General features: G+C 61.6%; 12 protein-coding genes. 8 read left to right on the top strand and 4 right to left on the bottom strand.

Features of this window, described 5'->3' with window-relative positions; all coding sequences use genetic code 11:
• Positions 1 to 55 precede the first annotated feature (55 nt).
• The 3 genes from glmU (at position 56) to glmS (ending at position 4,363) form a co-directional block, all read left to right on the top strand.
• Positions 56 to 1,423 carry a bifunctional UDP-N-acetylglucosamine diphosphorylase/glucosamine-1-phosphate N-acetyltransferase GlmU gene (gene glmU / locus ACZ5KU_RS31470; RefSeq protein ID WP_054056438.1) on the top strand — a complete coding sequence of 456 codons (1,368 nt, stop codon included), beginning with the start codon at positions 56 to 58 and terminating at the stop codon, positions 1,421 to 1,423.
• Between the two features lie 325 nt (positions 1,424 to 1,748).
• Positions 1,749 to 2,516: a DeoR/GlpR family DNA-binding transcription regulator gene (locus ACZ5KU_RS31465; RefSeq protein ID WP_054056439.1), complete on the top strand. Its 768-nt coding sequence runs from the start codon at positions 1,749 to 1,751 to the stop codon at positions 2,514 to 2,516.
• 11 nt (positions 2,517 to 2,527) lie between these two features.
• On the top strand, positions 2,528 to 4,363 hold the full coding sequence (gene glmS / locus ACZ5KU_RS31460; RefSeq protein WP_054063426.1) for a glutamine--fructose-6-phosphate transaminase (isomerizing): 1,836 nt from the start codon (positions 2,528 to 2,530) through the stop codon (positions 4,361 to 4,363).
• 158 nt (positions 4,364 to 4,521) lie between these two features.
• Here the strand turns inward: glmS and ACZ5KU_RS31455 are convergent, their stop codons facing one another.
• The 3 genes from ACZ5KU_RS31455 to ACZ5KU_RS31445 form a co-directional block, all read right to left on the bottom strand.
• Positions 4,522 to 5,682, bottom strand: a complete 1,161-nt coding sequence (locus tag ACZ5KU_RS31455; protein WP_464736688.1) for an FAD-dependent monooxygenase — start codon at positions 5,680 to 5,682, stop codon at positions 4,522 to 4,524.
• Complete coding sequence (locus tag ACZ5KU_RS31450; protein WP_464736687.1) at positions 5,679 to 16,265, bottom strand: non-ribosomal peptide synthetase; 10,587 nt, start codon at positions 16,263 to 16,265, stop codon at positions 5,679 to 5,681. The genes ACZ5KU_RS31455 and ACZ5KU_RS31450 overlap by 4 nt, the downstream gene beginning before the upstream one ends.
• A gap of 426 nt (positions 16,266 to 16,691) precedes the next feature.
• Complete coding sequence (locus ACZ5KU_RS31445; protein ID WP_239687876.1) at positions 16,692 to 17,024, bottom strand: hypothetical protein; 333 nt, start codon at positions 17,022 to 17,024, stop codon at positions 16,692 to 16,694.
• Positions 17,025 to 17,538: 514 nt separating this feature from the next.
• Between ACZ5KU_RS31445 and ACZ5KU_RS31440 the strand changes: the two genes are divergently transcribed.
• Positions 17,539 to 17,943 (top strand): DUF3077 domain-containing protein, encoded by a 405-nt coding sequence (locus ACZ5KU_RS31440; RefSeq protein ID WP_416771129.1) that lies wholly within the window; start codon positions 17,539 to 17,541, stop codon positions 17,941 to 17,943.
• Positions 17,944 to 18,056: 113 nt separating this feature from the next.
• On the opposite strand, the gene ACZ5KU_RS31435 is transcribed toward ACZ5KU_RS31440, so the two are convergent.
• Positions 18,057 to 19,193: a putative sugar O-methyltransferase gene (locus tag ACZ5KU_RS31435; protein ID WP_054063430.1), complete on the bottom strand. Its 1,137-nt coding sequence runs from the start codon at positions 19,191 to 19,193 to the stop codon at positions 18,057 to 18,059.
• A gap of 371 nt (positions 19,194 to 19,564) precedes the next feature.
• On the opposite strand from ACZ5KU_RS31435, the gene ACZ5KU_RS31430 reads away from it, so the two are divergent.
• The 4 genes from ACZ5KU_RS31430 to ACZ5KU_RS31415 all read left to right on the top strand — a co-directional run bounded on the left by ACZ5KU_RS31430 (position 19,565) and on the right by ACZ5KU_RS31415 (position 24,201).
• Positions 19,565 to 20,380, top strand: a complete 816-nt coding sequence (locus tag ACZ5KU_RS31430; RefSeq protein WP_054056446.1) for an alpha/beta fold hydrolase — start codon at positions 19,565 to 19,567, stop codon at positions 20,378 to 20,380.
• 76 nt (positions 20,381 to 20,456) lie between these two features.
• Positions 20,457 to 21,359 carry a LysR family transcriptional regulator gene (locus tag ACZ5KU_RS31425; RefSeq protein WP_416771127.1) on the top strand — a complete coding sequence of 301 codons (903 nt, stop codon included), beginning with the start codon at positions 20,457 to 20,459 and terminating at the stop codon, positions 21,357 to 21,359.
• 145 nt (positions 21,360 to 21,504) lie between these two features.
• Positions 21,505 to 22,134 (top strand): glutathione S-transferase family protein, encoded by a 630-nt coding sequence (locus ACZ5KU_RS31420; protein WP_054056448.1) that lies wholly within the window; start codon positions 21,505 to 21,507, stop codon positions 22,132 to 22,134.
• A gap of 21 nt (positions 22,135 to 22,155) precedes the next feature.
• Positions 22,156 to 24,201 (top strand): 2Fe-2S iron-sulfur cluster-binding protein, encoded by a 2,046-nt coding sequence (locus ACZ5KU_RS31415; protein WP_464736686.1) that lies wholly within the window; start codon positions 22,156 to 22,158, stop codon positions 24,199 to 24,201.
• The last annotated feature ends 32 nt before the right edge of the window (positions 24,202 to 24,233 follow it).

The following is a 24,233-nucleotide window of genomic DNA, read 5'->3' as shown; positions in this document are numbered from 1 at the left end:
TCCGATATTCATCACCTGGTCACAGCCGCTGACCACCCAGGATTGGTAGCCAGTCATGTCTCTCGAAATCGTTATCCTTGCTGCCGGCCAAGGCACCCGCATGCGTTCGGCGTTGCCGAAGGTTCTTCATCCCGTAGCTGGCAATTCGATGCTCGGACATGTTATCCACAGCGCCCGCCAATTGAATCCACAGCGCATTCACGTGGTGATCGGCCACGGTGCGGACCAGGTGCGTGAACGACTGGCCGCCGATGACCTGAACTTCGTCCTGCAGGATAAACAACTGGGGACCGGCCATGCCGTGGCCCAGGCCGTTCCTTTCATTACCGCCGACACCGTGCTGGTGCTCTACGGCGATGTGCCGCTGATCGAAGTGGAAACCCTGCAGCGCCTGCTGCAGCACGCCACGCCTGAACAGGTGGCACTGCTGACCGTCGAACTGGCGGACCCGACCGGCTACGGCCGTATCGTGCGCAACGCCCAGGGCAAGGCCTGTGCGATCGTCGAGCAGAAGGACGCCAACGAGGCGCAGCGCGCCATCACCGAAGGCAACACCGGCATCCTCGCCTTGCCGGCCCGGCGCCTGGGCGACTGGATGAGCCGTCTGTCGAACAATAACGCCCAGGGCGAGTACTACCTCACCGATGTGATCGCCATGGCGGTCGCCGACGGCCTGGTGGTGGAAACCGAGCAACCCCACGATGCCATGGAAGTGCAGGGCGCCAACGATCGTCGGCAACTGGCCGAGCTCGAGCGTCATTACCAGAAGCGTGCGGCCCTGCGTCTGATGGCCCAGGGCGTGACCCTGCGTGACCCGGCCCGGTTCGATGTGCGTGGCGAGGTCACGGTGGGGCGTGATGTGTTGATCGACATCAACGTGATCCTCGAAGGCCGCGTGGTGATCGAGGATGACGTGGTGATCGGCCCGAACTGCGTGATCAAGGACAGCACCCTGCGCAAGGGCGTGGTGCTCAAGGCCAACACCCACCTCGACGGCGCGATCATGGGCGAGGGCAGCGATGCCGGTCCGTTCGCCCGCCTGCGCCCCGGCAGCGTGTTGGGCGAGCGTGCCCATGTGGGTAACTTCGTCGAGTTGAAAAATGCCGTGCTCGGCAACGACACCAAGGCCGGCCATCTGGCCTACCTGGGCGATGCCGTGATCGGTGAACGCACCAACATCGGCGCCGGCACCATCACCTGCAACTACGATGGTGCCAACAAGCACAAGACGGTGCTGGGTGATGACGTCTTCATCGGTACCAACAACTCCCTGGTCGCCCCTGTGGATATCTCCCACGGTGCTACCACGGCGGCGGGGTCGACCATCACCCAGAACGTCGATGAAGGCCAACTGGCGGTGGCGCGTGCACGCCAGCGCAATATCGATGGCTGGAAGCGGCCGGTGAAGATCAAGAAGAGCTGAATTATCCACAAGCGCTTTTGAGCGCTGTGGAAAGTGAGGGCCACCGTGGGTGGCCCTCTGCGTTTGTGGATAAATCTTCCCTCTTCCCCGTGCGCAGACTTCCCCCTGCGCAACCGGGCTTGCTGGCGACAGCCATTTCATCGACACCACAACATGTCGTGAATGCTCGCCTGCCAAAGGATTTTTCTGGCGGTGAAGGGAAGGGCTCGACCCGCGAACCGAAAAAGTTACCCACAAGCCATTTTTTGAAAACCTTCACTTGACGAAGTTTCGATTACAGGTTTTGATTGCACTTATTATCTTTCGAATCGAAACATAACGTCCCATGTCGAAACGTAATACCCCTCAACGTCGTCATAGCATTCTCGCCTTGCTCAGTGAGCAGGGTGAAGTGAGCGTGGACGAACTGGCCAAACGCTTCGAAACTTCCGAGGTTACGGTTCGCAAGGATCTGGCCGCGCTCGAAAGCAATGGTCTGCTGCTGCGTCGTTATGGCGGCGCGATCAGCATGCCCCAGGAACTGGTCAGCGATCCCGCCCACTCGGTGTCGAAATACAAGCAGGCTATTGCCCGTGCCGCCGTCGGCCGTCTGCGGGAACACGCCCGCATCATCATCGACAGTGGCAGCACCACGGCCTCGATGATCCCGGAACTGGGCCTGCAGCCTGGCCTGGTGGTGATGACCAACTCCCTGCATGTCGCCCGTGCCCTCAGCGAGCTGGAGCACGAGCCCGTGCTGCTGATGACCGGCGGCACCTGGGACCCGCATTCCGAATCGTTCCAGGGCCAGGTCGCCGAACAGGTGCTGCGCTCCTACGACTTCGACCAGTTGTTCATCGGTGCCGACGGCATCGATCTGGAGCGGGGCACCACCACCTTCAACGAATTGCTCGGCTTGAGCCGGGTGATGGCCGAAGTGTCCCGTGAAGTGGTGGTCATGGTCGAGTCCGACAAGATCGGTCGGCGTATTCCCAACCTGGAACTGCCGTGGAGCAGCGTCCATACCCTTATTACCGATGAACGCTTGCCCCAGGAGGCACGCGAACAGATTCAGGCCCGCGGCATACATTTGATTTGCGCGGCCGTCAGCTAGGAGAGAAAAGCATGTGCGGAATTGTCGGTGCAGTTGCTGAACGTAATATCACGGCCATTCTGGTCGAGGGTCTCAAGCGTCTGGAATACCGGGGCTACGACAGCGCCGGTGTCGCCGTCTTCACCCACAACGGTACGCTGGAGCGGACCCGCCGGACCGGCAAGGTCAGTGAGCTGGACCAGGCCCTGGCCGGCCAGCCACTGGCCGGCCGCCTGGGCATCGCCCACACCCGCTGGGCCACCCACGGCGCCCCCTGCGAGCGTAACGCCCACCCGCATTTCTCCGGCGCCGATATCGCCGTGGTGCACAACGGCATCATCGAGAACCACGAAGCCCTGCGCGAACAGCTCAAGGGCCTGGGCTACGTCTTCTCGTCGGACACCGATACCGAAGTGATCGCCCACCTGCTGAGCCACAAGCTCAAGGACCTGGGCGACCTGACCAAGGCCCTCAAGGCCACGGTCAAGGAACTGCACGGCGCCTACGGCCTGGCCGTGATCAATGCGCAGCAGCCTGATCGTCTGCTGGCAGCCCGCAGTGGCAGCCCGCTGGTGATCGGCCTCGGCCTCGGTGAGAACTTCCTCGCCTCCGACCAACTGGCCCTGCGCCAGGTGACCGACCGCTTCATGTACCTGGAGGAGGGCGATATTGCCGAAATCCGCCGTGACAGCGTGCAGATCTGGGACATCGATGGCCAGGTCGTCGAGCGCGAAGCCGTGCAGTATCGCGATGGCGCCGAAGCCGCCGACAAGGGCGAGTTCCGCCACTTCATGCTCAAGGAGATCCACGAGCAACCCTCCGTGGTGCAACGCACCCTGGAAGGTCGCCTGAGCCAGAACCAGGTGCTGGTGCAGGCCTTCGGCCCCCAGGCCGCCGAGCTGTTCGCCAAGGTACGCAATGTACAGATCGTCGCCTGCGGTACCAGCTACCACGCCGGCATGGTCGCGCGTTACTGGCTCGAAGGCCTGGCGGGCATTCCGTGCCAGGTCGAAGTCGCCAGCGAATTCCGCTACCGCAAGGTGGTGGTGCAACCGGACACCCTGTTCGTCTCCGTCTCCCAGTCCGGCGAAACCGCCGACACCCTGGCCGCGTTGCGTAACGCAAAAGAACTGGGCTTCCTCGGCAGCCTGGCGATCTGCAACGTCAGCATCAGCTCGCTGGTGCGCGAGTCGGACCTGACCCTGCTGACCCAGGCCGGTCGCGAAATCGGCGTGGCCTCGACCAAGGCTTTCACCACCCAACTGGTTGGCCTGCTGCTGCTGACCCTGGCCCTGGGCCAGGTCCGTGGCACCCTGGCGGAAGGTGTCGAAGCCGAACTGGTGGAAGAACTGCGTCGCCTGCCGACCCGCCTGGGCGAAACCCTGGCGATGGACGCCAAGGTCGAGAAGATCGCCGAGCTGTTCGCCGACAAGAACCACACCCTGTTCCTCGGTCGTGGCGCGCAGTATCCGGTGGCGATGGAAGGTTCGCTCAAGCTCAAGGAGATCTCCTACATCCACGCCGAAGCCTATCCGGCCGGCGAACTCAAGCACGGCCCACTGGCGCTGGTCGACAATGACATGCCGATCGTCACTGTGGCGCCGAACAACGAACTGCTGGAGAAGCTCAAGTCCAACCTGCAGGAAGTCCGCGCCCGTGGCGGCGAACTGATCGTCTTTGCCGACGAACAGGCCGGCATGAGCAATGGCGAGGGGACCCACGTCATCACCCTGCCGCACATCCACGACACCCTGGCGCCAATCCTCTACACCATCCCGCTGCAGTTGCTGTCGTACTACGTCGCTGTGCTCAAGGGCACCGACGTCGACCAGCCGCGCAACCTGGCGAAGTCGGTGACGGTGGAATAACGCGGTAGACGATGATGATCTGCGGGTTCTGACAATAAAGTCGCTACCAGGACAATAAAAGCTGTATCACGGGGCCACGTCTCACCTTAGGGGGCGTGGCCTCAATGCTTTACCTTGGATCCCGAAGAGAACACCCGACCCGTCTGCACCTGTGCTTATCAAGCGCAGGGCTTGAACGACATGATGTCGATATTCTTCTTGAGCACGCTGCTTTTGGGCGCCAGGCGCATGTACCAGTCGCGAAGCCAGCAGGCGATGCTCGACTCGGCCTGTTCGATGCCGCTCATGAAGCGCGCGGTGTTGACGATTTCATTGGCGCGCGGATGCCGATGCGCCTCGTACTCCGCCAGCGCGGTGCGCAGGTCAGGGGTCTTTGCCAGGCGATCAGCCAGTACGACGGCGTCTTCGATGGCCTGCGCCGCTCCCTGGCCCAGGCTCGGCAACATGGGATGAGCTGCATCGCCCAACAGCGCCACATGCCCATCGCAGAACTGCTCTACGGGCTGTCGATCCCTGGCATGCATTTTCAATATGACATCGTCGGGCGTCGCCTCAATGGCGGCACAGACTTCCGGTGCCCAGCCGGCATAGGCGTCGAGCACTTCCTGTTTGTTGAGGCTCAAGGCGTCGTGCGAGGCGTTTTCATGGTTACAGGTCCCCCACCAATAAGCGTGGCCGTCGCCCACATCGCAAAGCCCGAAGCGCTTGCCGCGGCCCCAGTAGTGCGCCACGTAGCCTTCAGTCATGACCGGGTGGCTGAACGGCGTTACCGCCAGCCAGGCGATATAGCCCGAGGATCGCAGGGGCGTCTCGCCCAGCATTTGTCGGCGTATGACCGAGTTGAGACCGTCGGCGCCAATCAGCAGGTCAGCCGCTTGGCTGCTGCCGTCTTCGAAGTGCACCGTCACGCCATGGGCGTGGTTGGTATAACCTGCGCAGCGCATACCCGTTATCAGGGTGTCGGGTGCCAGTTGCTGCGCCAGTGCACGCAGCAGCAAGGGCCGCTGGATACTCATACTGGGGTAGCCCAGTTGCTCACCGATCTCATGAATCGGGATGCTGGTGATGGGCGCGCCACCGGTTTTCTTGAAAAAGAACTGGCGGATCTCCTGGCCCGCCTGTTCGACCGGAGCATGGGCGCCGATCGAATTCAGCGCCGCCATGGCATTGGCCATGATGGACAAGCCGGTGCCGCCGGTGCGCAGCGTTTGAGCCGCTTCGAAGACCGTGACCTGCCATCCCGCGCGTTGCAGTGCGATGCCCGCCGTCAGGCCGCCGACACCGGCGCCTGCGACGATGGCTTTCCTCTGTTCTGTCATGCTGTTTTCACCTGTAGCAAGTCATTCACGCCTGATGGAGCGGTCAATCCGGCAGTGTTGCCGGCGTCTCCTATCAGGGCCGCGTCCATGTGTAACTTGATGAAGCTGCCCACCCGGTGAATGTGGGGTTCGCGCATCATCGTCAGGTGGTCGCCTTCTACGCCAATGCGCTGGACCTGGGGAGAAAGCGCGCGCCATCCGCGATAAGGGTCGTTAAAGGCGGTGCCCACCATTTCGTGGGGGCTTTGCAGGACATTGGGCAGCTCGACATCCGCCGCGAATAACGTCACCGGCAGGTCCCGTGGCGGGAAACTGTAGTCCAGCATCCCTTGCCAGTTGGCGTGGAACACCCGGAACAGCTGGTCCAGTGTTGCCACGGTAATGGTTTCGTCGAAAATGCCCTGGTCGATGCCGTGCTGCCGGATCTGCGTAAAGGCTTGCGCATCGCTCATCGCGGAAAAATCCAGCGCCTGATAGTCGTATTCCTTCTGGCCGTCGCCGCTGAGCAATTCCCACATGAACCAATTGAGGAACTCGGAGCGTTCGACCTGCACCTGGCCCTGATTGATACGCACGATGGTGTCGAGCAGGAACACGTTATGCACAAACCTCCCGCGACGCTGCAACTCGCTCGCCAGCTCATACGCCACGACGCCGCCATACGACCAGCCACCGATATTCAACGCGCCGTGCGGTACGGCCTGCTCGATGGCATCGGCGTAATAGGTCGCCTGGCCGTAGACCGATGGGATCGGTTCACGGGCGTCCCAGGTTCCCGGCGCCTGCAAGGCCATAAGATTGACCTGGTCCTTGAGGACATGCGCCAGTGCGGCATAGCACAGTACGTGGCCGCCGATAGGGTGGACCAGAAACACCGGCGGCTGGCCAGGCGCGTTCTTGAAGTCCACCAGCGCGCCAGTAGCGGGGTGTCCGGTGGCGGTCCCTTGCAGCACTTGGGCGAATTCGGCGATGGTCGGGGCCTGGATGAAGTCGGCCAATGAGGGTTCCAGACCTTGATGCGTGACCAGCTTCGCGACCAGTTGCACCGCTTTGAGCGAGTTGCCGCCCACCTCGAAGAAGTTGTCATGGACACTGATCTCTTCCAGGCCCAGGGCTTCCTGCCAATAAGCCTGCAACAAGTCTTCAACGGCATTTCGGGGAGCGGTGAAGGGCCGCTGCAGGATGTGTTGAATCTCTACTTTTTGCAGTTGCCGACGGTCGATCTTGCCGGTGGGGCCCACTGGCAGTTGCTCAATGCTGATCAGCGTGTTGGGCACCATGTAATCGGGCAACGCCAGGCGCATCTCTGCCTTGAGTTGATCCAGATCCGGCACGCGCCCCGGCATGGCCTGAACAAAGCCCACCAGATAACGGGTGCCATCGTTTGCCGGCTTGTCGATAACGGCGACTTGTCGAATGTCGGCACCGAATCGGGCGGAGCCCAGCATCGCCACCTCGATCTCGCCCAACTCGACGCGGTAGCCGCGAATCTTCACCTGGGCATCACCGCGGCCTTGATAGACCAGATCACCCCAAGGCAGGTAAAACCCGATGTCCCCGGTTTCATATAGCCTGCGGGCCTGGCCTTCCAGTTGCCGGTAGACAAAGCGTTCGTCGGTCAGGTCGGATCGATTCCAGTAGCCGTTTGCCAGGCAAGGCCCTTCGATAAACAGTTCGCCGATGACGCCGACAGGGCAGGCATTGCCGGCTGCATCCAGAACATGCAGGCGTACCCCGTCGATCGGCGTGCCGATCGACGGCATGCTCGGCCAGGTTTCGCTGGCCCCCTCAAGCTTCAGGCGCGTGACCACATGCGACTCGGTCGGCCCATAGTGGTTTTCTACCCGACAGCCTTCGAGGCCATCTATCAGGTCGCGGATCTCACTCGTGATCTTCAACTGCTCACCGGCCACGTTGATCAGGCGCAGGGAGACGGGGCGAATCCCCAATTGCATGGCCACTTCGGCCAGCCCTTGAAAGGCGACGTAGGGCAGGAACAGACGGTTGATCTGCCGTGCGCAGATCAACTTCAACAATTGGATGAAGTCATAGCGCAGGGCTTCTTCAATCATCACCAGTTCAGCGCCGCAGGACAGGGTCGAGAAAATTTCCTGGAACGAGACGTCGAACGAGATTGATGAATACTGCAGTGTTTTCAGCGAAACGGTCGGGTCGATGCCCTGCGCCTGTTCGCGGTTCTGCCAGAGGATCAGATGGGTCAAGGCACGGTGTGGCATGGCCACGCCTTTGGGACGGCCTGTCGAACCCGACGTATACAGCACATAGGCGTTGTCGTCGGCTTCGATGCCCGCCGCGAGTACGGCAACCCGTTCCGCGCAGCGGCCGGGATCGTTGTCGAACTCCGCGGCCACGCTATCCCAATGCCGCTGGTGTGCGTGCTTCGCCAGTGATGTCACCCGGCTCTGCGATGCGTCGGCGAACAGGATCAGGCTGGGCTGCGAATCCTCGAGAATCAGCCGGATGCGCTCATCCGGGAAGCTCAGGTCAATCGGCACATACGCAGCGCCAGCCTGTATGACGCCGAGCAAGGCCACGATCAGCTCGGGCGAGCGCGGCATCATGATCGCAACCCGGTCTCCCTGGCCTATGTCGTGCCGGTGCAGCCAACTGGCCATTTGCGCACTGGCGTCTCTCAGTTGGCGGTACGACAGTCGGGTCCCGTCGAAACTCACGGCGGTTTGTGGGGCATGGCGGGCAAAGCTGTCCAGCAACAGACTCGCCAGATTGTCATGGGGCCGTGGGATGGCCGGGGCTGGCGTGGTCGGCTCGAGAACGGGGCTCCATGCCGGTACACAGGGGCTGGCCTCTGGCGCGTCCATCATCAATGCCAGGGTGCGCAACAGGTATTCGGCATAAGACTGCACCTGGCTTTCGGCGACGCGGGCAGTGCGGTAGTCCATCTTCAACATCAGCGAGCCATTGCGCGGATGGCGGCCCAGGCTGGTCAGCAGGTCATAGTTGCTGGCCTCGGTCGTTTCCCAGTCAATGAGGATTCCATCGTCCTCGGCCAGCATGTCACTGAGCACATAGAAATCGACGTAGTTGAACACCACATCCAAGGCTACGTCGGTTTCACGGTGGATCAGGGCGAACGGATAGCGCCGATGCGTGAACACCTGTTGTTCCTGGGCAATCGATTGGCGGACCAGCTCCAGCCAACTCTGGCCCAGCGTGTTGAAACGCACAGGCAATGTGTTGAGGAACAGGCCGAGAATCGAGGCTGCATCCTCGAACTCGGGGCGACCGTGACTGATGACGCCGCACAGCACTTCTTTCTGGTTGGACAGGATGGCTTGCGCAAAGCCATGAGCCGTCAACAACACCGAGCGCAACGGCAGGTCGTGCGCCCTACAGAACGCTTCGAGCCGGGCCAGGTCAGCCGCCGGCATTTCCCGATAGGCCGAACGGTGCGCTACAGGGTCCGGGGCGACCGCATGGACCCAACTGGTCATCGACGCGGCGGGTGCTTCGCGCAAGTATTCGCTCCAGAACAGACGATGCTCAGCCGTCGTCACCGCCGCCTGCTCCAGGGCGATGAAGTCGGCTGGCGTGGTGATCAGGGCAGGCAAAGGGTCGGTTTCTGGCGTCGACGTGTAGAGGGTGATCAGGTCACGCATCAGGGTGGCGACGCTCCAGCCATCGAGAATGGCGTGGTGAAAGCTGAAAACCAGATTAATGTCGTCCGCCGCGACGAATACGCCGAACTGATAGAGCGGTGCCTCATGCCAATCTGGACGGTGACGCTTACGCTCTTCGATGTAACTGGAAACCGCCAGCGCCCGCTCGGCAGGGCCCAGGGCGGTGACGTCGATCACTTGCACAGGCGGCTCGACCGCGCGATGCACACGCGCCATGGGCGTTGCGTGGTGGCTTAGATCAAAGGACATGCGCAACGCCGGATGACGCCGGATCAATGCGTCGCACGCACGGTTCCATGAGGTGGCATCCCAGCGAAGGCGTAGCCGGTAGCGAAAGATGTCGTGATAGATCGCCGAGTCCGGGTACATCATCGAGTGATAGATCATCCCGACCTGCAGCTGCGAAGCCGGGAACACCTCATCGAACACGCCCTCGCTGGCCAAGCGGATGTCTTCTGATACTTGGGCAAAAGGCTTCACATGGACGGTGGGCTGCCATTGCGCTGAGGATGCCTGCTGCGTGCTCAAAAGCTGTGCCAGTTGAGCGATGGTCGGGTTCTGGTAGATCTGCCCCAGCGTGAGCGGCATACCTTGCTCACGCGCCTTGATCTGCAGATGAATGACCTTCAGAGAGTCGCCGCCAAGCATGAAATAGTTATCGTGGACGCCCAGTACCTCGCGTTTCAGGTTGTCTTTCCAGAGCGCCACCAGCGCCTGTTCCAGTGCCGTGCGCGGCGCTGTCGCGTCAGTGCTGCCCAGGGTCCCCTGGGGTTCGGGCAAGGCCTTGCGGTCCAGTTTGCCGTTTGCATTGAGCGGGAAGTGCTCCAGCTGAATCAGATACCTCGGCACCATGTAGTCGGGGACGTGCCGGCGCAGATGCGCCTGCAGTGCCTGCGCTGACAGCTCGTTGGCGTGGGTGCCGACCATGTAGCCGACCAGATAGGTATCACCGTCGGAGTCCTGGCGAGCGATCACCACCACATCCCTGACGCCTTCGCAGGCCAGCAGATGCGCTTCGATCTCGCCCAGCTCGATGCGCAGGCCGCGGATCTTCACCTGGAAGTCATTGCGGCCCAGGTACTCGACCGTGCCGTCGGCCAACCACCGGCCCAGGTCGCCGGTTTTGTAGAGACGGGCATTCGGGTCGTCGCTGAACGGGTCGCTGAGGAAACGCTCGGCCGTCAGCTGTGCACGGTTCAAATAACCGCGTGCCACTTGAACCCCGCCAATGTAAATCTCTCCCGCGACCCCCAGGGGGACGGGCTGCTGATGGGCATCCAGCAGGTAAATCCGGGTGTTGGCGATCGGCTTGCCGATCGGCGTACTGTCGGGCGTGCCGGGGCCTGAGCAGTCCCATGCGGTGACGTCGATGGCCGCTTCGGTCGGACCGTACAGGTTGTGCAGCGCGATATCCGGATACTGCGCCTTGAAGCGCCGAACCAGATGCCCGGGTAACGCTTCACCGCTGCACAGCACACGTCGCAGCTCACTGAAGCCTTGGCGGTCGCCATGCTCCAGAAAGACATCGAGCATCGATGGCACAAAGTGCATCAGGGTGATGCCGTGTTCACGGATGACGTGAGCGATGTAGGCCGGATCCTGATGACCGCCTGGGCGGGCCATGTGTAGCTGGGCGCCGGCCAGCAAGGGCAGGAAGAACTCCCAGACCGACACGTCGAAGCCGAAGGGGGTCTTTTGCAGGACGCGGTCGGTTTCATTCACTGCGTAGTGGTCTTGTGCCCAAAGCAGACGATTGACCACGCCACGATGCTCGTTCATCACGCCCTTGGGCGTGCCGGTCGAGCCGGAGGTGTAGAGCACGTAGGCCAGATGAGCCGCGGTCAGGCCCGGCACCTGGGGATTGGCCAGCGATTGACCCTGCAATGACTGACAATCCACATCAATCACCGGTACCGCAACGCTCGACAGCAGGCTCACTGTCGTCTGTTGAGCCAATACGGCAGAGGGAGTGCTGTCCTGCAGCATGTAGGCAATCCGGTCCGCAGGATAAGCCGGGTCCAGCGGTACATAACTGCCGCCGGCTTTGAGGATCGCGAGTAAACCGATGACCATCGACTCGCTACGCTCGGCGCAGATGGCCACACGGTCATCCGGTTTTACCCCGATATCGAGTAAATGATGTGCCAGTTGGTTGGCCCGGTCATTCAGCTCGCGATAACTCAGGCGGATATCGCCATGCACCACGGCGACCGCTTGCGGCGTGCGCTCCACCTGGGCTTCGAACAAGCCGTGGAGTGTCTGCTCCAAGGGGTAATCGAACGCGGTTGCATTGAAGTCGACCACCAGTTGATGGCGCTCCTGCTCCGGCAGGATCGAGAGGCTGTGCAAGGGCGCCTGAGGAACCTGTTCAAGGGCTTCGACCAGGCTTTCCAGCGCGGCCTGCACGTAATTGCAGACACGCTGGGCACCGATGTCGACCACGGTCTGGGCATTGAGGATGAAGTCCTCCCCCAGGTCGTCCACGTTCAATGTCAGTAGGTAGTTACTGCGTTCCTCGGCGTTCAATACTTGAATGCCGGCCCATACCGCGCCGATCTCCCGACTCAAGGCTTCGCCGTCAGTGTGTCGGTAGTTGAGCAGGGCATTGAAGAGGGGCAGATCGCCCGGCACACCGCTGCAACGCTGCGCCAGTGTCAGCGAGGCATGTTCATGTTCGAGCAGTGCCGACAGCTGTGCGTGAGTGGTTTGAACGCTGGCCCGGGCCCCCTGATCACCCACCTTGATACGCATCGGCAAGGTATTGATGAACATGCCCAGCGCACGGTCTGTACCGGCCGAGCCGCTCATTCGACCGATCAGGACGGTACCGAAGACGACGTCGTCGCGTCCTGAAAAGCGTCCGATGACCTGGGCCCAGGCCAGGTGCATCAGGCTGGCTGGACTCACTCCGGACAGCCGGGCCTGCCTGCGCAGGCGTTGGCTCAAGGTGCTGTCAATACGGTGATACACCTCTTCGATTGCGTTTGCGCCGCCGTGCACGTCGTGCAGGTTGAACGGCAGGGTCGGCTCGTCGAGGTCGCCGAGCATGTTGCGGAAGAAGGCTTCCTGGGCTTCGACACTGGCGCCCAGGCGGGCCTGGGCCACGTAATTGCGGTACGGCACCGAGGCCGGCAGGTCATGGCCTTTACCCAACATCAGGGCCTGTATCTCGTCACGCATGACGGCCAGCGCAGTGTGGTCGAGCACCAGGTGATGGCACAGCAGCAGCGAGACGATGCGCTGATGCGCGGTATCGTAGGCACTGACCAGCCGCATCAACGGTGCCTGGCCCAGATCCAGGCGATAGTGCTGCGGGTCATGGCGGTGTTGCAGTTGCGTGGAGATATCCCCTTGAGCCGGATCAAGGTGGAGGGTTTCCGTGGCAAGGGTGGCCTGGCGCCATACCACTTGCACCGGTTCGTCCAGCCCTTCCCAGAGCAGGGCGGTACGAAGGATATCGTGGCGCTGGATCAGCTGTTGCAGTGCCTGGCTGAATGCGTCCAGACGGGCTTGATCCTCGAAGGCAAAGACGGATTTCAGGACATAGGGGTCGCCCTGCTCACCGCGCAGGTGATGGAAAAGAATACCTTCCTGCAGCGGCGCCAGGGCATAGATGTCCTGCACGTTGGCCAAGCCCCCGGGCACCGTGGCCACGATGCGGTCGATAGCGGCCTGGGTGAGGTTCGCCAGGGGCAGCATGTCCGGGGTAATGCGTTTGCAGTCCTCGGGGATCCGATTGGCAGGTACCACGATTTCCGCACCTCCGCCCACGGCCGCCGCCAGGGCGGCCAGGGTCGGCTGGCTGAACAGCACGCGAACATCGGCGCTCAGGCCGATCTGGCGCATCTGCTCTATCAGCTTGACGGCCACCAATGAATGCCCGCCCAGCTCGAAGAAGTGGTCATGGCGACCCACCTGATCGATGTCCAGCAATTCTTGCCAGATAGCGGCGATGGCGGTTTCGGTGTCACCAATAGGCACCTCGTATTGGCGGTTGACCATTGATGACTGGGTGGGCGCGGGCAGGGCCTTGCGATCCAGCTTGCCGTTTGAGGTCAGTGGCAGCGACTCCAGGCGCACGTAGGCAGCGGGCACCATGTGGTCCGGCAGTTGGGCCTGCAGATGCTGGCGCAGCAGGTCGGGGCTCACTGCGGCATCCGTGGTGAAATAGGCCACCAGGCGCTTGTCGCCCGGCATGTCTTCACGGGCCATGATCACCGCTTCTTTCACCGCCTCGTACCCGGCCAGGCGGGCTTCGATTTCACCCAGCTCGATACGGAAACCCCGGATCTTGACCTGATCGTCATTGCGCCCCATGTACTCGAGGCGACCGTCAGCAGACCAGCGCACCAGATCGCCCGTGCGGTACAGGCGGGCGTCGGGCTGTTCGCTGAACGGGTTGGCGAGAAAGCGTTCTTCATTCAGTTCGGGGCGATTCAGATAGCCTCGCGCCACGCCGGCGCCACCGACATACAACTCACCGACCACGCCCAGAGGCATGGGCTCGCGGCGGGCGTCGAGCACATACAACTGCAAATCCGGTATCCGCTGGCCAATCGGGCTGACGCCTGCCCGCTCGACATCGTCGGCCTGCAAGGGGTAATACGTCACGTGCACGGTGGTTTCAGTGATGCCGTACATGTTCACCAGTTGCGTCCCGGCGTTGCCTGGCCTGGCGTACCAGGGCTTGAGGATGCCGGTTTCCAGCGCTTCGCCGCCAAAGATCACGTGGCGCAACGCATGGGCTTGCTGGCTGTCGGCCTGTGCGGCGATCAGTTGGCGGAAGGCGGAAGGGGTTTGGTTGAGCACTGTGACCCCAGCGTCACAGAGCAGTGCATAACATTCCCGGGGTGAGCGACTGACCAGGTGCGGGACGATCAGCAGTTGCCCGCCGTGCATCAGGGCGCCCCAGATTTCCCAGACCGAGAAGTCGAAAGCAAACGAGTGGAACAGTGCCCAGACGTCATCCGGGCTGAAGCCAAACCAGCCGTCGGTGGCCGAGAACAGGCGGGCCACGTGGCGATGTTCGACCTGCACGCCTTTTGGCAAGCCGGTGGAGCCCGAGGTGTAGATCACGTAGGCCAGATGCGAGGCGTCCAGGCCCGGTACCTGTGGGTTCTGCACGGATTGCGCCTGCAAGGCGGCATCGTCCAGATGGATGACGGGTAGTGATCCGAGCGCCAGCACCTGCGCTGTCGCGGTGTGTACCAGCACCGCGACCGGTGCGCTGTCTTGCAGCAGATAGGCCAGGCGCTCAGCGGGGTAGGCAGGGTCCAGCGGCACATAACCGGCCCCCGCCTTGAGAATCCCCAGCAGGCCGACAATCATCTGGGGGCCACGTTCGACGCAGATAGCGACCCGGTCATCGGGGCCGACGCCCAGTGTGATCAAATGATGCGCCAGTTGGTTGGCGGCACGATTCAGTTCGGCGTAGGTCAGCGCCTTGCCGTGGTGATCGCTGACGGCGCAGGCGTCTGGTTGGCGTTCTGCCTGTTGCTCGAAGCGCGTGTGAATGAGTTCATCGTCAGGGTACAACTGCTCAGTGGCGTTGAATGTCTGCAGCACCTGTTGCCGTTCGGCCATCGGCATGATCGGAAAGTGTGAAACCGCCGTGTGTTGCTGCTCGACCACGTGGGTCAGCATGGAAAGCATGCGCGTTTGAATCTGCTGCACTTCTTCCAGCGTGAAAAATGCCGTATTGAAGTTGAAGTCCAGATAAACGTCTGCGTTGGGGTTGTAGTCGCACACGAAAATCGCCAGCGGCAGGCGCTCATGCCCGCTGTACAGGGAATGCACTTTGGTCGGGCTGTCGCCGAAGATCACCTCTCCATCGAGACTCTCAAACGACAGTGACACGTCAAACAGTTGCCGCCGGCCCATCTGGTTCAGTTTCAGCATCCGGTTGAGTTCTGCGATCGGAAAGCGTTGATACCGGTAGCTGCGGCGCAACTGGGTGGAGGTCGTCTGCATCAGTTCCAGAAACGAAGCCTGGGGGTCCACCTCAAGACGGATGGGATTCAGGGAGGAGAACATGCCCGCGGTGTTCTTCTGGTAAGCCGTTGTCCGGTTGTGGACCGGCATGCCGATGACGATGGAGTCGACACCGGTGGTACGGCAGAAGTAAGTGCTGATGACGCTCATGAAAATATGAGGCAGTGACAGGCCCTTACTGCGTGCAAACTGCCCGAGCTCCTCGAAAAGAGCCCGGGGGATCATCATCTGGCTCAGCGCGCTGGGCGCTGTTCGGTTGTCGGCAACCGCGACGCGTGGCTGCAGAAAGGGTGGCGGCAGCTCGGCATAGCGCTCTTTCCAGAAAGCCTTGTCACGTTCGAAACGGGTCGATTCCAGATAGGCTCGGTCCTCGGCGAGAAACGACAGATAAGAATTTCCCTGGGGTGGATTGTGATCACCCCGCAGCAGGCCGTTGTAAGCGTCTACCACCGCGTGAATGATCAAATAGACCGCGATGCCATCCCCTACCAGGTGGTGGTTGCGATACAGGCAGTAATGCCGATCCGCTCCGCAGCGCACGAGCCTGGCCTCCCACAGCACCTCCCCCAGCAGCGTGAACGGCTGGCGAAAAACATCTTGCAGGTAGGCCTTTACAGGTTCTTCGCCAGCCTGTTCGCCTGAAAACTCGACAACGCTCAGCTTCGCCTTGACGTGGGGCAGTACGCGCTGACGCACGCTTGCACCCTGCTCACTGAGCACCAGGCGCAAGGAGTCATGGCGATCCACGATCAGTTGGAACGCTTTCTCGAACAGCGGCAGATCCAGTTCACCCTTGATCTCAAGGACCATGCCGATGTTGTAGTAGGGCAGTTCGGGATTCGCGATCTGGTCAAACCAGATGCCTTGCTGGGGGGAGGTGAGTTCAACGGCTGGCGTTTCAGGGGCGAACATTGGCAAGTCAGCGGATGTCATGGGGGCGCCTGTATTCAAGTCACTCAGGCTCGCCAACAACCAATGGGTCGGATGTGAAAAGCCAGGGAGAGGGGGCGGAATGTGCAATGGACGTTCTGTCTGTTCGGTAACCACAGCGAACCGACCGTCATTGCATCGTGGTCGGGTGCTTGCTTGAGCGGCCGATATCATTCGCGTCATGCGCCGGCGAGGGATCCATGGGGGGGGTAGCGAAGTTGGTGGATTCCAACGTAGCCATGACTGAAAACGATCAACTTGACGTCATTAGGCGTTTACAGAGGGGAGAGATCTATACCGGAAAAGGGGGACACCAGAGCAAGCAGTCGCTTGTTCCGGGGGCAGAGGAAAACCCGTTTTCGTGCATCAGCCGGGAACACGGTGCAACGGTCTACGCTGTTTGCGCTTGTGCCGTGTTCAGCCTGCTGGCTAGTGCGCTACAAGCCACTCACCACAACCGTGGTAGTCGCGATCCCCGACCTTGAGCAGCACGGTGGCCTCGAATGGCTTGCCGCTCATGTCGTCGGTGCAGGGGCTCCTGTCGATCAGTACCTGGATTTCAGTACCGTCCGCGGCATTGCCGAAAAAGCCGTCGGTGGTCGATTCGCTCTTGGTCACCTCGGTTTTCTGCCGGCCGTAGTTCATCTCCAGGTGCAGCGGCGGCGTTTCTCCCATCCCCACTTCAACGACCCAGCCCGGCTCGTTGCCGGTGCCGCGAAAACCACCCTTGAGGGCCGCGGCGTCGGGGTGTGTCGAGGACATTCCACTGCCCGAAGAGGCCGATTGTTCGCACCCGGCAAGCGACAACAGCAAGGCGGCGCAGAGAAGTCCTGAGTAGTTCATGTAGGAAATTTCAGTGCTTGAAAACCATGAGGTTAGCGCAGTCGAGCCGTCGGGGCCGAAAACGAAGGTTTCAAAGTGTTAATGGGCCTGTCGACTTATCCACAGCTCGTCGGCCTACCTACTGGTTTGGCTGGGTTTTGCCTACAATGCCGTCGGCTTGAGCTGACTTGTTGATCAATCAGCCCTGCCTTTAGGCTCTGGTTCTCGTTGCCAAATCAACGAGCGGGTTTGACGATCCGAACGAATCAGAGCGCCTTTGCGCCACCATGTCCTTCCTGGCTCATCTGGGGAAGGAACGCTTCATGGCGGCTGTGCGCGGGAGGCCTTAGGGTCTGCCGGTTCCTTGGTTCCCGGTTCGTCAACCTGCGTACAGCTGCCACCTCATTGTTTGACGACGGTAGGTGGTGGTCTCTCGAACCAGGAGCCGAACTTCATGAAAACCAAGATCGTTCCAGACCCACCCCATACTTCCACTCTGGATGAAAAATGCGCCGTGGTGCGTGATGTCATTGGCCGTTGCATCGACTATCTCGCCCCCGACTCCGACCCTGCGCAGCCACCGCGCTTTGGCGTAATCGATAAAACCGCCGCCCCTCCTGCCGATTACCTCAACGCCCACAAGCTCCCGGTTTTCACGGTCCGCGCCGGCATCGACGTGGAAGTGGCCCTGCAGCATGTGTCGTTTTTGCTCAAGGCTGCCGAGTACGTCGCCGATGATCTGGTTCCTTCCACCAACGATCTGGCTCGGGACCAGCTCTGGTCGATCACCCATTCGGTCGAAATGGCCCGGGCGGTGGTGGACGCGTTGCTGAGCGGTGCACATCGATCGCTTGGGTGAATGGCGTCCTTCTCTTGCCGGAAGGCTCGCCGCTTCAGTCGTCGGTCCTGGGTCTGTCCAGCATGGAAAAGGCCCGTCGAGACGGGCCTTGTGAAACACGATGAAACGGAGTGTCAGCGTGAGGTGGCAGATGCCAGCCTGCGCTTGATGCCGGCCTTTATCCTGGTCATCCAGCTGGCTGGAGGAGTGACCGCCGGGCTGGGTGGAGCCTCGACGGGGGGCGCGATTGCTGCAGCCTTCACTGCAGGAGCTTGCGCTGTCGGCCGCTGAAGGCCATCAAGCACCTGCTGCGAGTTCGCCCAGAGGTTGGGTGAGCCTTCAGTGAGCACCATCCGGCTTTGCATTTGCTGGCGCGCAGGAAATTCAGGGGCCAACAGAGCCTCGGCGAACGAGAGCCCCATCACGATATTGTTCTGGTTCTGCTCGAAAAATATGCCGTGGTCGGAAATCTGATTCCTGATACCGGATGCGTATCGCTTTACCTGGTACTCCGACATTTCACTCATCGACAGCGTGTTGATGACCAGGTCGAAATTTTCGGACAGCGTGTCGAACAGGTAATTCGGTAGCAACGACAGGCGCTCGTTACCGGCTCCGCCATGCATTTTCACGTTCTGGGTCGCTATCGACAGGTAGATACCGGAGAAAAGCAGGCTCTCTGGCAAATCGCAGATGACATATTCGCAGTCGGGTACGGCCTCCATCAGTGCCAGCGCCAGAGCGCCATACCCACCGCCGATTTCAAGAATTCTCGCCGGTCGACCCAGCGATCTCAGCTTGTCCAGAACTCCGGACGAATAGAGCAGCGTCATCCTTTCCTGGTAGACGCGGGTATCGTAGTTGACGAGGACGCCGTCAACGTACCAGCCGACTTCCCCCAGGATATGGGGCGGTTTTACCCTGGCCCATTCCGGCACATCTTTTACAGAGTCTTGCCAGGACCGAATGACCTCAGTGGGGTCTATCTGGCGCAAGCGGTCGTCGAAGTCGCTCGATATTTCGCCAACACTTCGAACGCCGCGTGCCCCTTTCATTTCCCTGAGGCTGTAGCCAGTAAAGCATTGCGCCATCAGCCTCAGATTGCTGATGTGTGTCCATTCAAGCGTTGCAAGCAGTTTGACGGCGTCACGAAAGTCGTTTGGAGAGTCATCGGCCCAGTTCGCGTCAGGCTTCCCGAACTTCGCATCAAGGCCACGCTTCTCGATGATGTCGTCTCGATTTTCGAGCGAGGCGAGAACTTCGACGGCCATCCGTTTTGCCGCCTCTCGCCGCGCCTCTGATGGCGCCGCTATTCCAGATAATGTCGCAATACTTGAAATTTCCACTGATTTCCCCTGCGTCCTGCGTTCAAGAGTAAAAAGACCAAATGATAGTAGAAGAAACCTGTTCTGCAGGAACTGCCCCTGTGGCTTGAATGAGTGTGCTTGAACCGTCCTGATATCCACAAGCTATCCGTTTTCACTGGCTATGGATTATCAACATTGATGCAGAATCTTTCATTACAAAACCCTGGCTGTTGGCCGGTGAACTCCTGTAGCCAATACTGTCCGATCTCTGCAAGATTCACTCACCGCATGCCGCACAGGCATCTGCCGTCTTATCCACACCCAAGGGGGATTCCATGCCAGTTGTGACTATCGATGGGCAACCGCTCCATTACCTGGACCAGGGGGAGGGCGAGGTGGTCGTCCTGGGTTCCAGCTACCTGTGGGACAGCGCCATGTGGGCGCCGCAGATCGCCGTGTTGTCCCGGCACTATCGGGTGATCGTGCCGGAGCTGTGGGGCCACGGTCAGTCGGGACCCTTGCCGGCCAACACCCACAGCCTGGATGACCTGGCCAGCCAGGTTCTGGCCTTGCTCGACCGGCTGGATATCCAGCGTTTCAGCCTGGTCGGCCTGTCGGTCGGCGGCATGTGGGGCGCGCGCCTGGCACTGGCTGCGCCGCAACGCATTCGTGGCCTGGTGCTGATGGACACCTATGCCGGTGCCGAACCGGAAGCCACCCGCCAGTATTACTTCTCGATGCTGAAGATGATCGAGGACGCCGGCACTATCCCGCCGCCGCTGCTCGATGCCATCGTGCCGATCTTCTTCAGGCCCGGCATCGACCCCGAGACGCCGTTCTACCAGACCTTCCGCCATTCCCTGACGGCCTACTCCCGCGAGCAACTGCTCAACAGCATCGTCCCGCTGGGGCGGCTGATCTTCGGCCGTGACGATCGTCTTGCGGCGTTGGCCGCGCTGAATGCCGAGACCACCCTGGTGATGTGCGGCGAGCAGGACAAGCCTAGGCCACCGAGCGAAGCGCGGGAAATGGCCGAACTCATCGGCTGCCCGTACATCGGCATTCCCGAGGCGGGGCACATTTCCAGCATCGAGAACCCGGCCAGCGTGAACCAGGCGCTGCTGGCGTTCCTGGAAAAACTCTCCGGGTAATCCCGCCGGGTTTTCGATACGCTGAAGAGGGCCGCCGATGCGGCTCTTTTCTTTGCGGGTGCGTACAGGGGGCACAGTGGACAGATTCCAGGAAATGCAGGTGTTTCTTGCCGTCGCCCAGGAGCAGGGCTTTTCGGCGGCCGCGCGGCGCCTGAACCTGTCGGCGCCCAGCGTCACCCGGGCGGTGGCGGCCCTGGAGCAACGCATTGGCGCGCAACTGCTGATTCGTACCACGCGCAATGTGCACCTGACCGAACCCGGCCAGCGCTATTTCGAGGACTGCCGGCGGATTCTCGCCGAACTGGAAGAAGCCGAAGCCAGCGCTGCCGACAGCCACGCCCATCCCAGCGGGCAACTGACCATGACCGCGCCGGTGCTGTTTGGCGAGTTGTACGTCACGCCGGTGATGGTGCGTTACCTGGAACAGTATCCGGCCGTAACCATCAATGCGCTGCTGATCGACCGGGTGGTGCGCATGGTCGAGGACGGTATCGACGTGGCGGTGCGCATTGGCGAGTTGGCGGACAGCGGACATCACGCGGTGCGGGTAGGGCAGGTGCGGCGGGTGGTGTGTGCCTCCCCCGGCTACCTGGCGCAGCATGGCCGGCCCGGGCATCCGGATGAGTTGCGCCAGGCGCGGATCATCATGACATCCAGCGCTTCCCAGGTCCGCAGCTGGCAGTTCGCCGACGGCGACAAGCCGCTGAATGTGCGATTGGAACCGCGCATGGCGGTGACCGCGAACCAGGCGGCGATACGGGCGGCGTGCCTGGGCGCGGGATTGACCCGGGTGTTGTCCTACCAGGTGGCGGACAAGCTGGCCTCGGGTGAACTGGAGGTGGTGCTCGAGCACTTCGAGCTGCCGCCGTTGCCGATTCATGTGGTGTACCAGGGCGGGCGCAAGGCCCCGGTACGAGTGCGCAGTTTTGTCGATTTTGTGGTGGCGGCCCTGAGGGAAAATCGGGCCTTGAGAGGATGAACACGGTTGAGTCCTCTGGCGCTTTATTTCACCCACTGAAATAACGGATTGCCATTCCTGGTGATTCTGTTGGTTTCGCCGGAGGCGGAAGATGACTCCACCGCGCGGTCCATCCCGGATCGCATCAGCGCCTCTGGAGTGTCCAATGTCTCAGCCTGCCATCAAACTCTATAACTTCCCTCGCTCCGGTCATGCCCATCGCGTCGAGTTGATGCTGTCCCTGCTCGGCCTGCCGGTGGAACTGATCCATGTCGATCTGCCCGGCGGTGCCCACAAGAAGCCCGAATACCTCGCGCTGAACCCCTTTGGCCAGGTACCGGTGATTGACGACCAGGGTGTGGTCCTCGCCGACTCCAACGCGATCCTGGTGTACCTGGCCCAGAAGTATGGCAACGGCCGCTGGCTGCCGAGCGATCCGCTCGGTGCTGCCCGGGTGCAGCGTTGGCTGTCGGCGGCGGCGGGGCCGATTGCCTTTGGTCCGGCGCGGGCGAGGCTGATCACTGTGTTTGGTGCGAACTTCGATGCCGAGGAGGCGATCAGCCGCTCCCATGCCTTGCTCAAGGTGGTCGAGCAGGAGTTGAGCCACACGCCTTATCTGGTCGGCTCCGAACCGACCATCGCCGATGTCGCCGGCTACAGCTACATCGCCCATGCACCGGAGGGCAACGTCTCGTTGGCGGACTACCCTAACGTGAGGGCCTGGCTGGCGCGCATCGAAGCCTTGCCAGGTTTCGTACCGATGCCACGCACTGTCGTTGGCTTGCAGACGGCCTGAGTCCGCAAGGGAGAGATCGCGATGAAACAGTCCGGCGTTTCACCCTGGCATGCGGGCGAACGGCAGATGCAGGCACGAGTCGGCGTCGCTGAGCGGATGGCTGAACTGGGCACCCGGGTGGTCCGGGACTATATGCCGGACCAGCATCGCGATTTCTTCCGGCAACTGCCGTTCATGCTGTTGGGTGCGGTCGATGACGCGGGGCGGCCTTGGGCCAGCCTGTTCGAAGGCGAACCTGGTTTTGCCTCGTCCCCGGATCCGAAACACCTGTTGGTCGACAGTTTTCCCCAGCCCGAGGACCCGACTTATAAAGCCGTGCGACAAGGGGCGGCGCTGGGCCTGTTGGGCATCGAACTGCACACGCGGCGGCGCAACCGGATCAATGGGCGTATCCACAGCCTGGGAAAACAGGGCCTGGATATCGTCGTGGAACACAGCTTCGGTAACTGCCCGCAGTATATCCAGCTACGCCAGTTCGAGCGGGTGGCGCCAGTCGAGCCGGCACAACGGGTCGTCCACCGTGGCACGACACTGGACCCGCTGGCCACGGCGATGATTCGTCAAGCCGATACCTTTTTCGTCGCCAGCTATGTCGATATCGACGGTGCCCGTTCGGTGGACGTTTCCCATCGCGGCGGCCAGAGCGGTTTCGTCCGGGTGGAGGGTGACTGCCTGACCATCCCGGACTTCTCCGGCAACCTGTTCTTCAACACCCTGGGCAACCTGCTGGTCAATCCACGGGCCGGTTTGTTGTTCATCGACTTCAACAGTGGCGACCTGCTGCAATTGAGCGGTCGCACCGAGATCATTCTCGACGGCCCGTTAGTGAAAGCATTCCAGGGCGCGGAGCGTTTGTGGACGTTCCACGTGGAACATGTTGTTCGCCGCCCGGCTGGTTCGACCTTGCGCTGGAAGTTCGAAGGCTTTTCCCCCAATAGCCTGATGACCGGCAATTGGCAGCAGGCTGCCGCCCGCTTGCAGGCCGAAGCGTTGGGCAATAGCTGGCGGCCGCTGCGCATCGAGCGGATCGTCGAGGAAAGCCGCAATATCCGTTCGTTGTACCTGCAGCCAGCCGACGGGGCGGGGAGTCCGTTGTTCCTGGCCGGGCAGCATCTGCCCTTGCGCTTGAGTATCGACGGGCAAACTCATATTCGCACCTACAGCCTGTCTGGCGCGCCCTCGGATGCGTTTCTACGAATCAGCGTGAAACGTGATGGGCGGGTGTCGTCACATATTCACGACCGCCTGCAGGTAGGCGATCTGCTTGAGGCCCGGGCACCGCAAGGGCACTTCACCGTGGCACCGAGTGCGCCGCGTCCGCTGGTGCTGCTGGCGGCGGGTGTCGGCATCACGCCGTTGCTGTCGATGCTGCGCGAGGTGGTTTACCAGGGGCAGCGCACACGGCGGATGCGGCCGACCGTGCTGTTCCTCAGTGCCCGCTCGCTGGCGGAATTGCCGTTCACCAAGGAGTTGGACGAGCTGATGGCGCGTGCCGGTGAAACGGTGCGGGTGGTGCGTCTGCTGAGCCAGCCGGAGGCGCAGGCGGTGCCGGGCAGGGATTACGATGTGCGTGGGCGCCTGAGTGTCGAGGTCATGCAGCAGTTGCTGCGTATCGACGACTATGACGCGGTGGATTTCGTTCTCTGCGGGCCGGGTGGCTTTACCCAGGATTTATACGATCAATTGCGTGACAGGGATATTCGTGACGAGCAGATCCATGCCGAAACTTTTGGTCCGTCGACGCTGAGTCGGCGGTTGGATCCGGGCGCCAGGCAGATCGAGCAGCCGCCGGCGGCTACCGTAGCGGTGCCGGTGCTGTTCCACCGGTCGGCGAAAGAGGCCCGTTGGCAGCCGGAGGGGGAAAGCCTGCTGGCGTTGGCGGAGAGCCGTGGCTTGCGGCCGGAGTTCAGTTGCCGGGGTGGCTCGTGCGGTACCTGCAGCACGCGCCTGATCAGTGGACGGGTGCATTACCCGCGGCCGCCGGCGGAACTGCCGGGGGACGGGCAAGTGTTGATCTGCTGTGCGGTCCCGGCCCAGGGGGAGGAGCCATTGGTGCTCGATCTCTGAACCATGCGGCTGTGATGGGTCGTTCCCACGCG

Source organism: Pseudomonas sp. Tof1 (assembly GCF_055390395.1).
The sequence above is the reverse complement of the archived record's forward strand: the minus strand, read 5'-3'. Positions and strand labels throughout refer to the sequence as shown.

Coding starts and splice junctions, on each gene's coding strand:
- ACZ5KU_RS31420 (WP_054056448.1), top strand. CDS start 21,505: ATGTCTCAGCCTGCCATCAAACTCTATAACTTCCCTCGCTCCGGTCAT.
- ACZ5KU_RS31450 (WP_464736687.1), bottom strand. CDS start 16,265: ATGACATCCGCTGACTTGCCAATGTTCGCCCCTGAAACGCCAGCCGTT.
- ACZ5KU_RS31465 (WP_054056439.1), top strand. CDS start 1,749: ATGTCGAAACGTAATACCCCTCAACGTCGTCATAGCATTCTCGCCTTG.
- ACZ5KU_RS31455 (WP_464736688.1), bottom strand. CDS start 5,682: ATGACAGAACAGAGGAAAGCCATCGTCGCAGGCGCCGGTGTCGGCGGC.
- ACZ5KU_RS31435 (WP_054063430.1), bottom strand. CDS start 19,193: ATGGCCGTCGAAGTTCTCGCCTCGCTCGAAAATCGAGACGACATCATC.
- ACZ5KU_RS31430 (WP_054056446.1), top strand. CDS start 19,565: ATGCCAGTTGTGACTATCGATGGGCAACCGCTCCATTACCTGGACCAG.
- glmS (WP_054063426.1), top strand. CDS start 2,528: ATGTGCGGAATTGTCGGTGCAGTTGCTGAACGTAATATCACGGCCATT.
- ACZ5KU_RS31440 (WP_416771129.1), top strand. CDS start 17,539: ATGAAAACCAAGATCGTTCCAGACCCACCCCATACTTCCACTCTGGAT.
- ACZ5KU_RS31445 (WP_239687876.1), bottom strand. CDS start 17,024: ATGTCCTCGACACACCCCGACGCCGCGGCCCTCAAGGGTGGTTTTCGC.
- ACZ5KU_RS31415 (WP_464736686.1), top strand. CDS start 22,156: ATGAAACAGTCCGGCGTTTCACCCTGGCATGCGGGCGAACGGCAGATG.
- glmU (WP_054056438.1), top strand. CDS start 56: ATGTCTCTCGAAATCGTTATCCTTGCTGCCGGCCAAGGCACCCGCATG.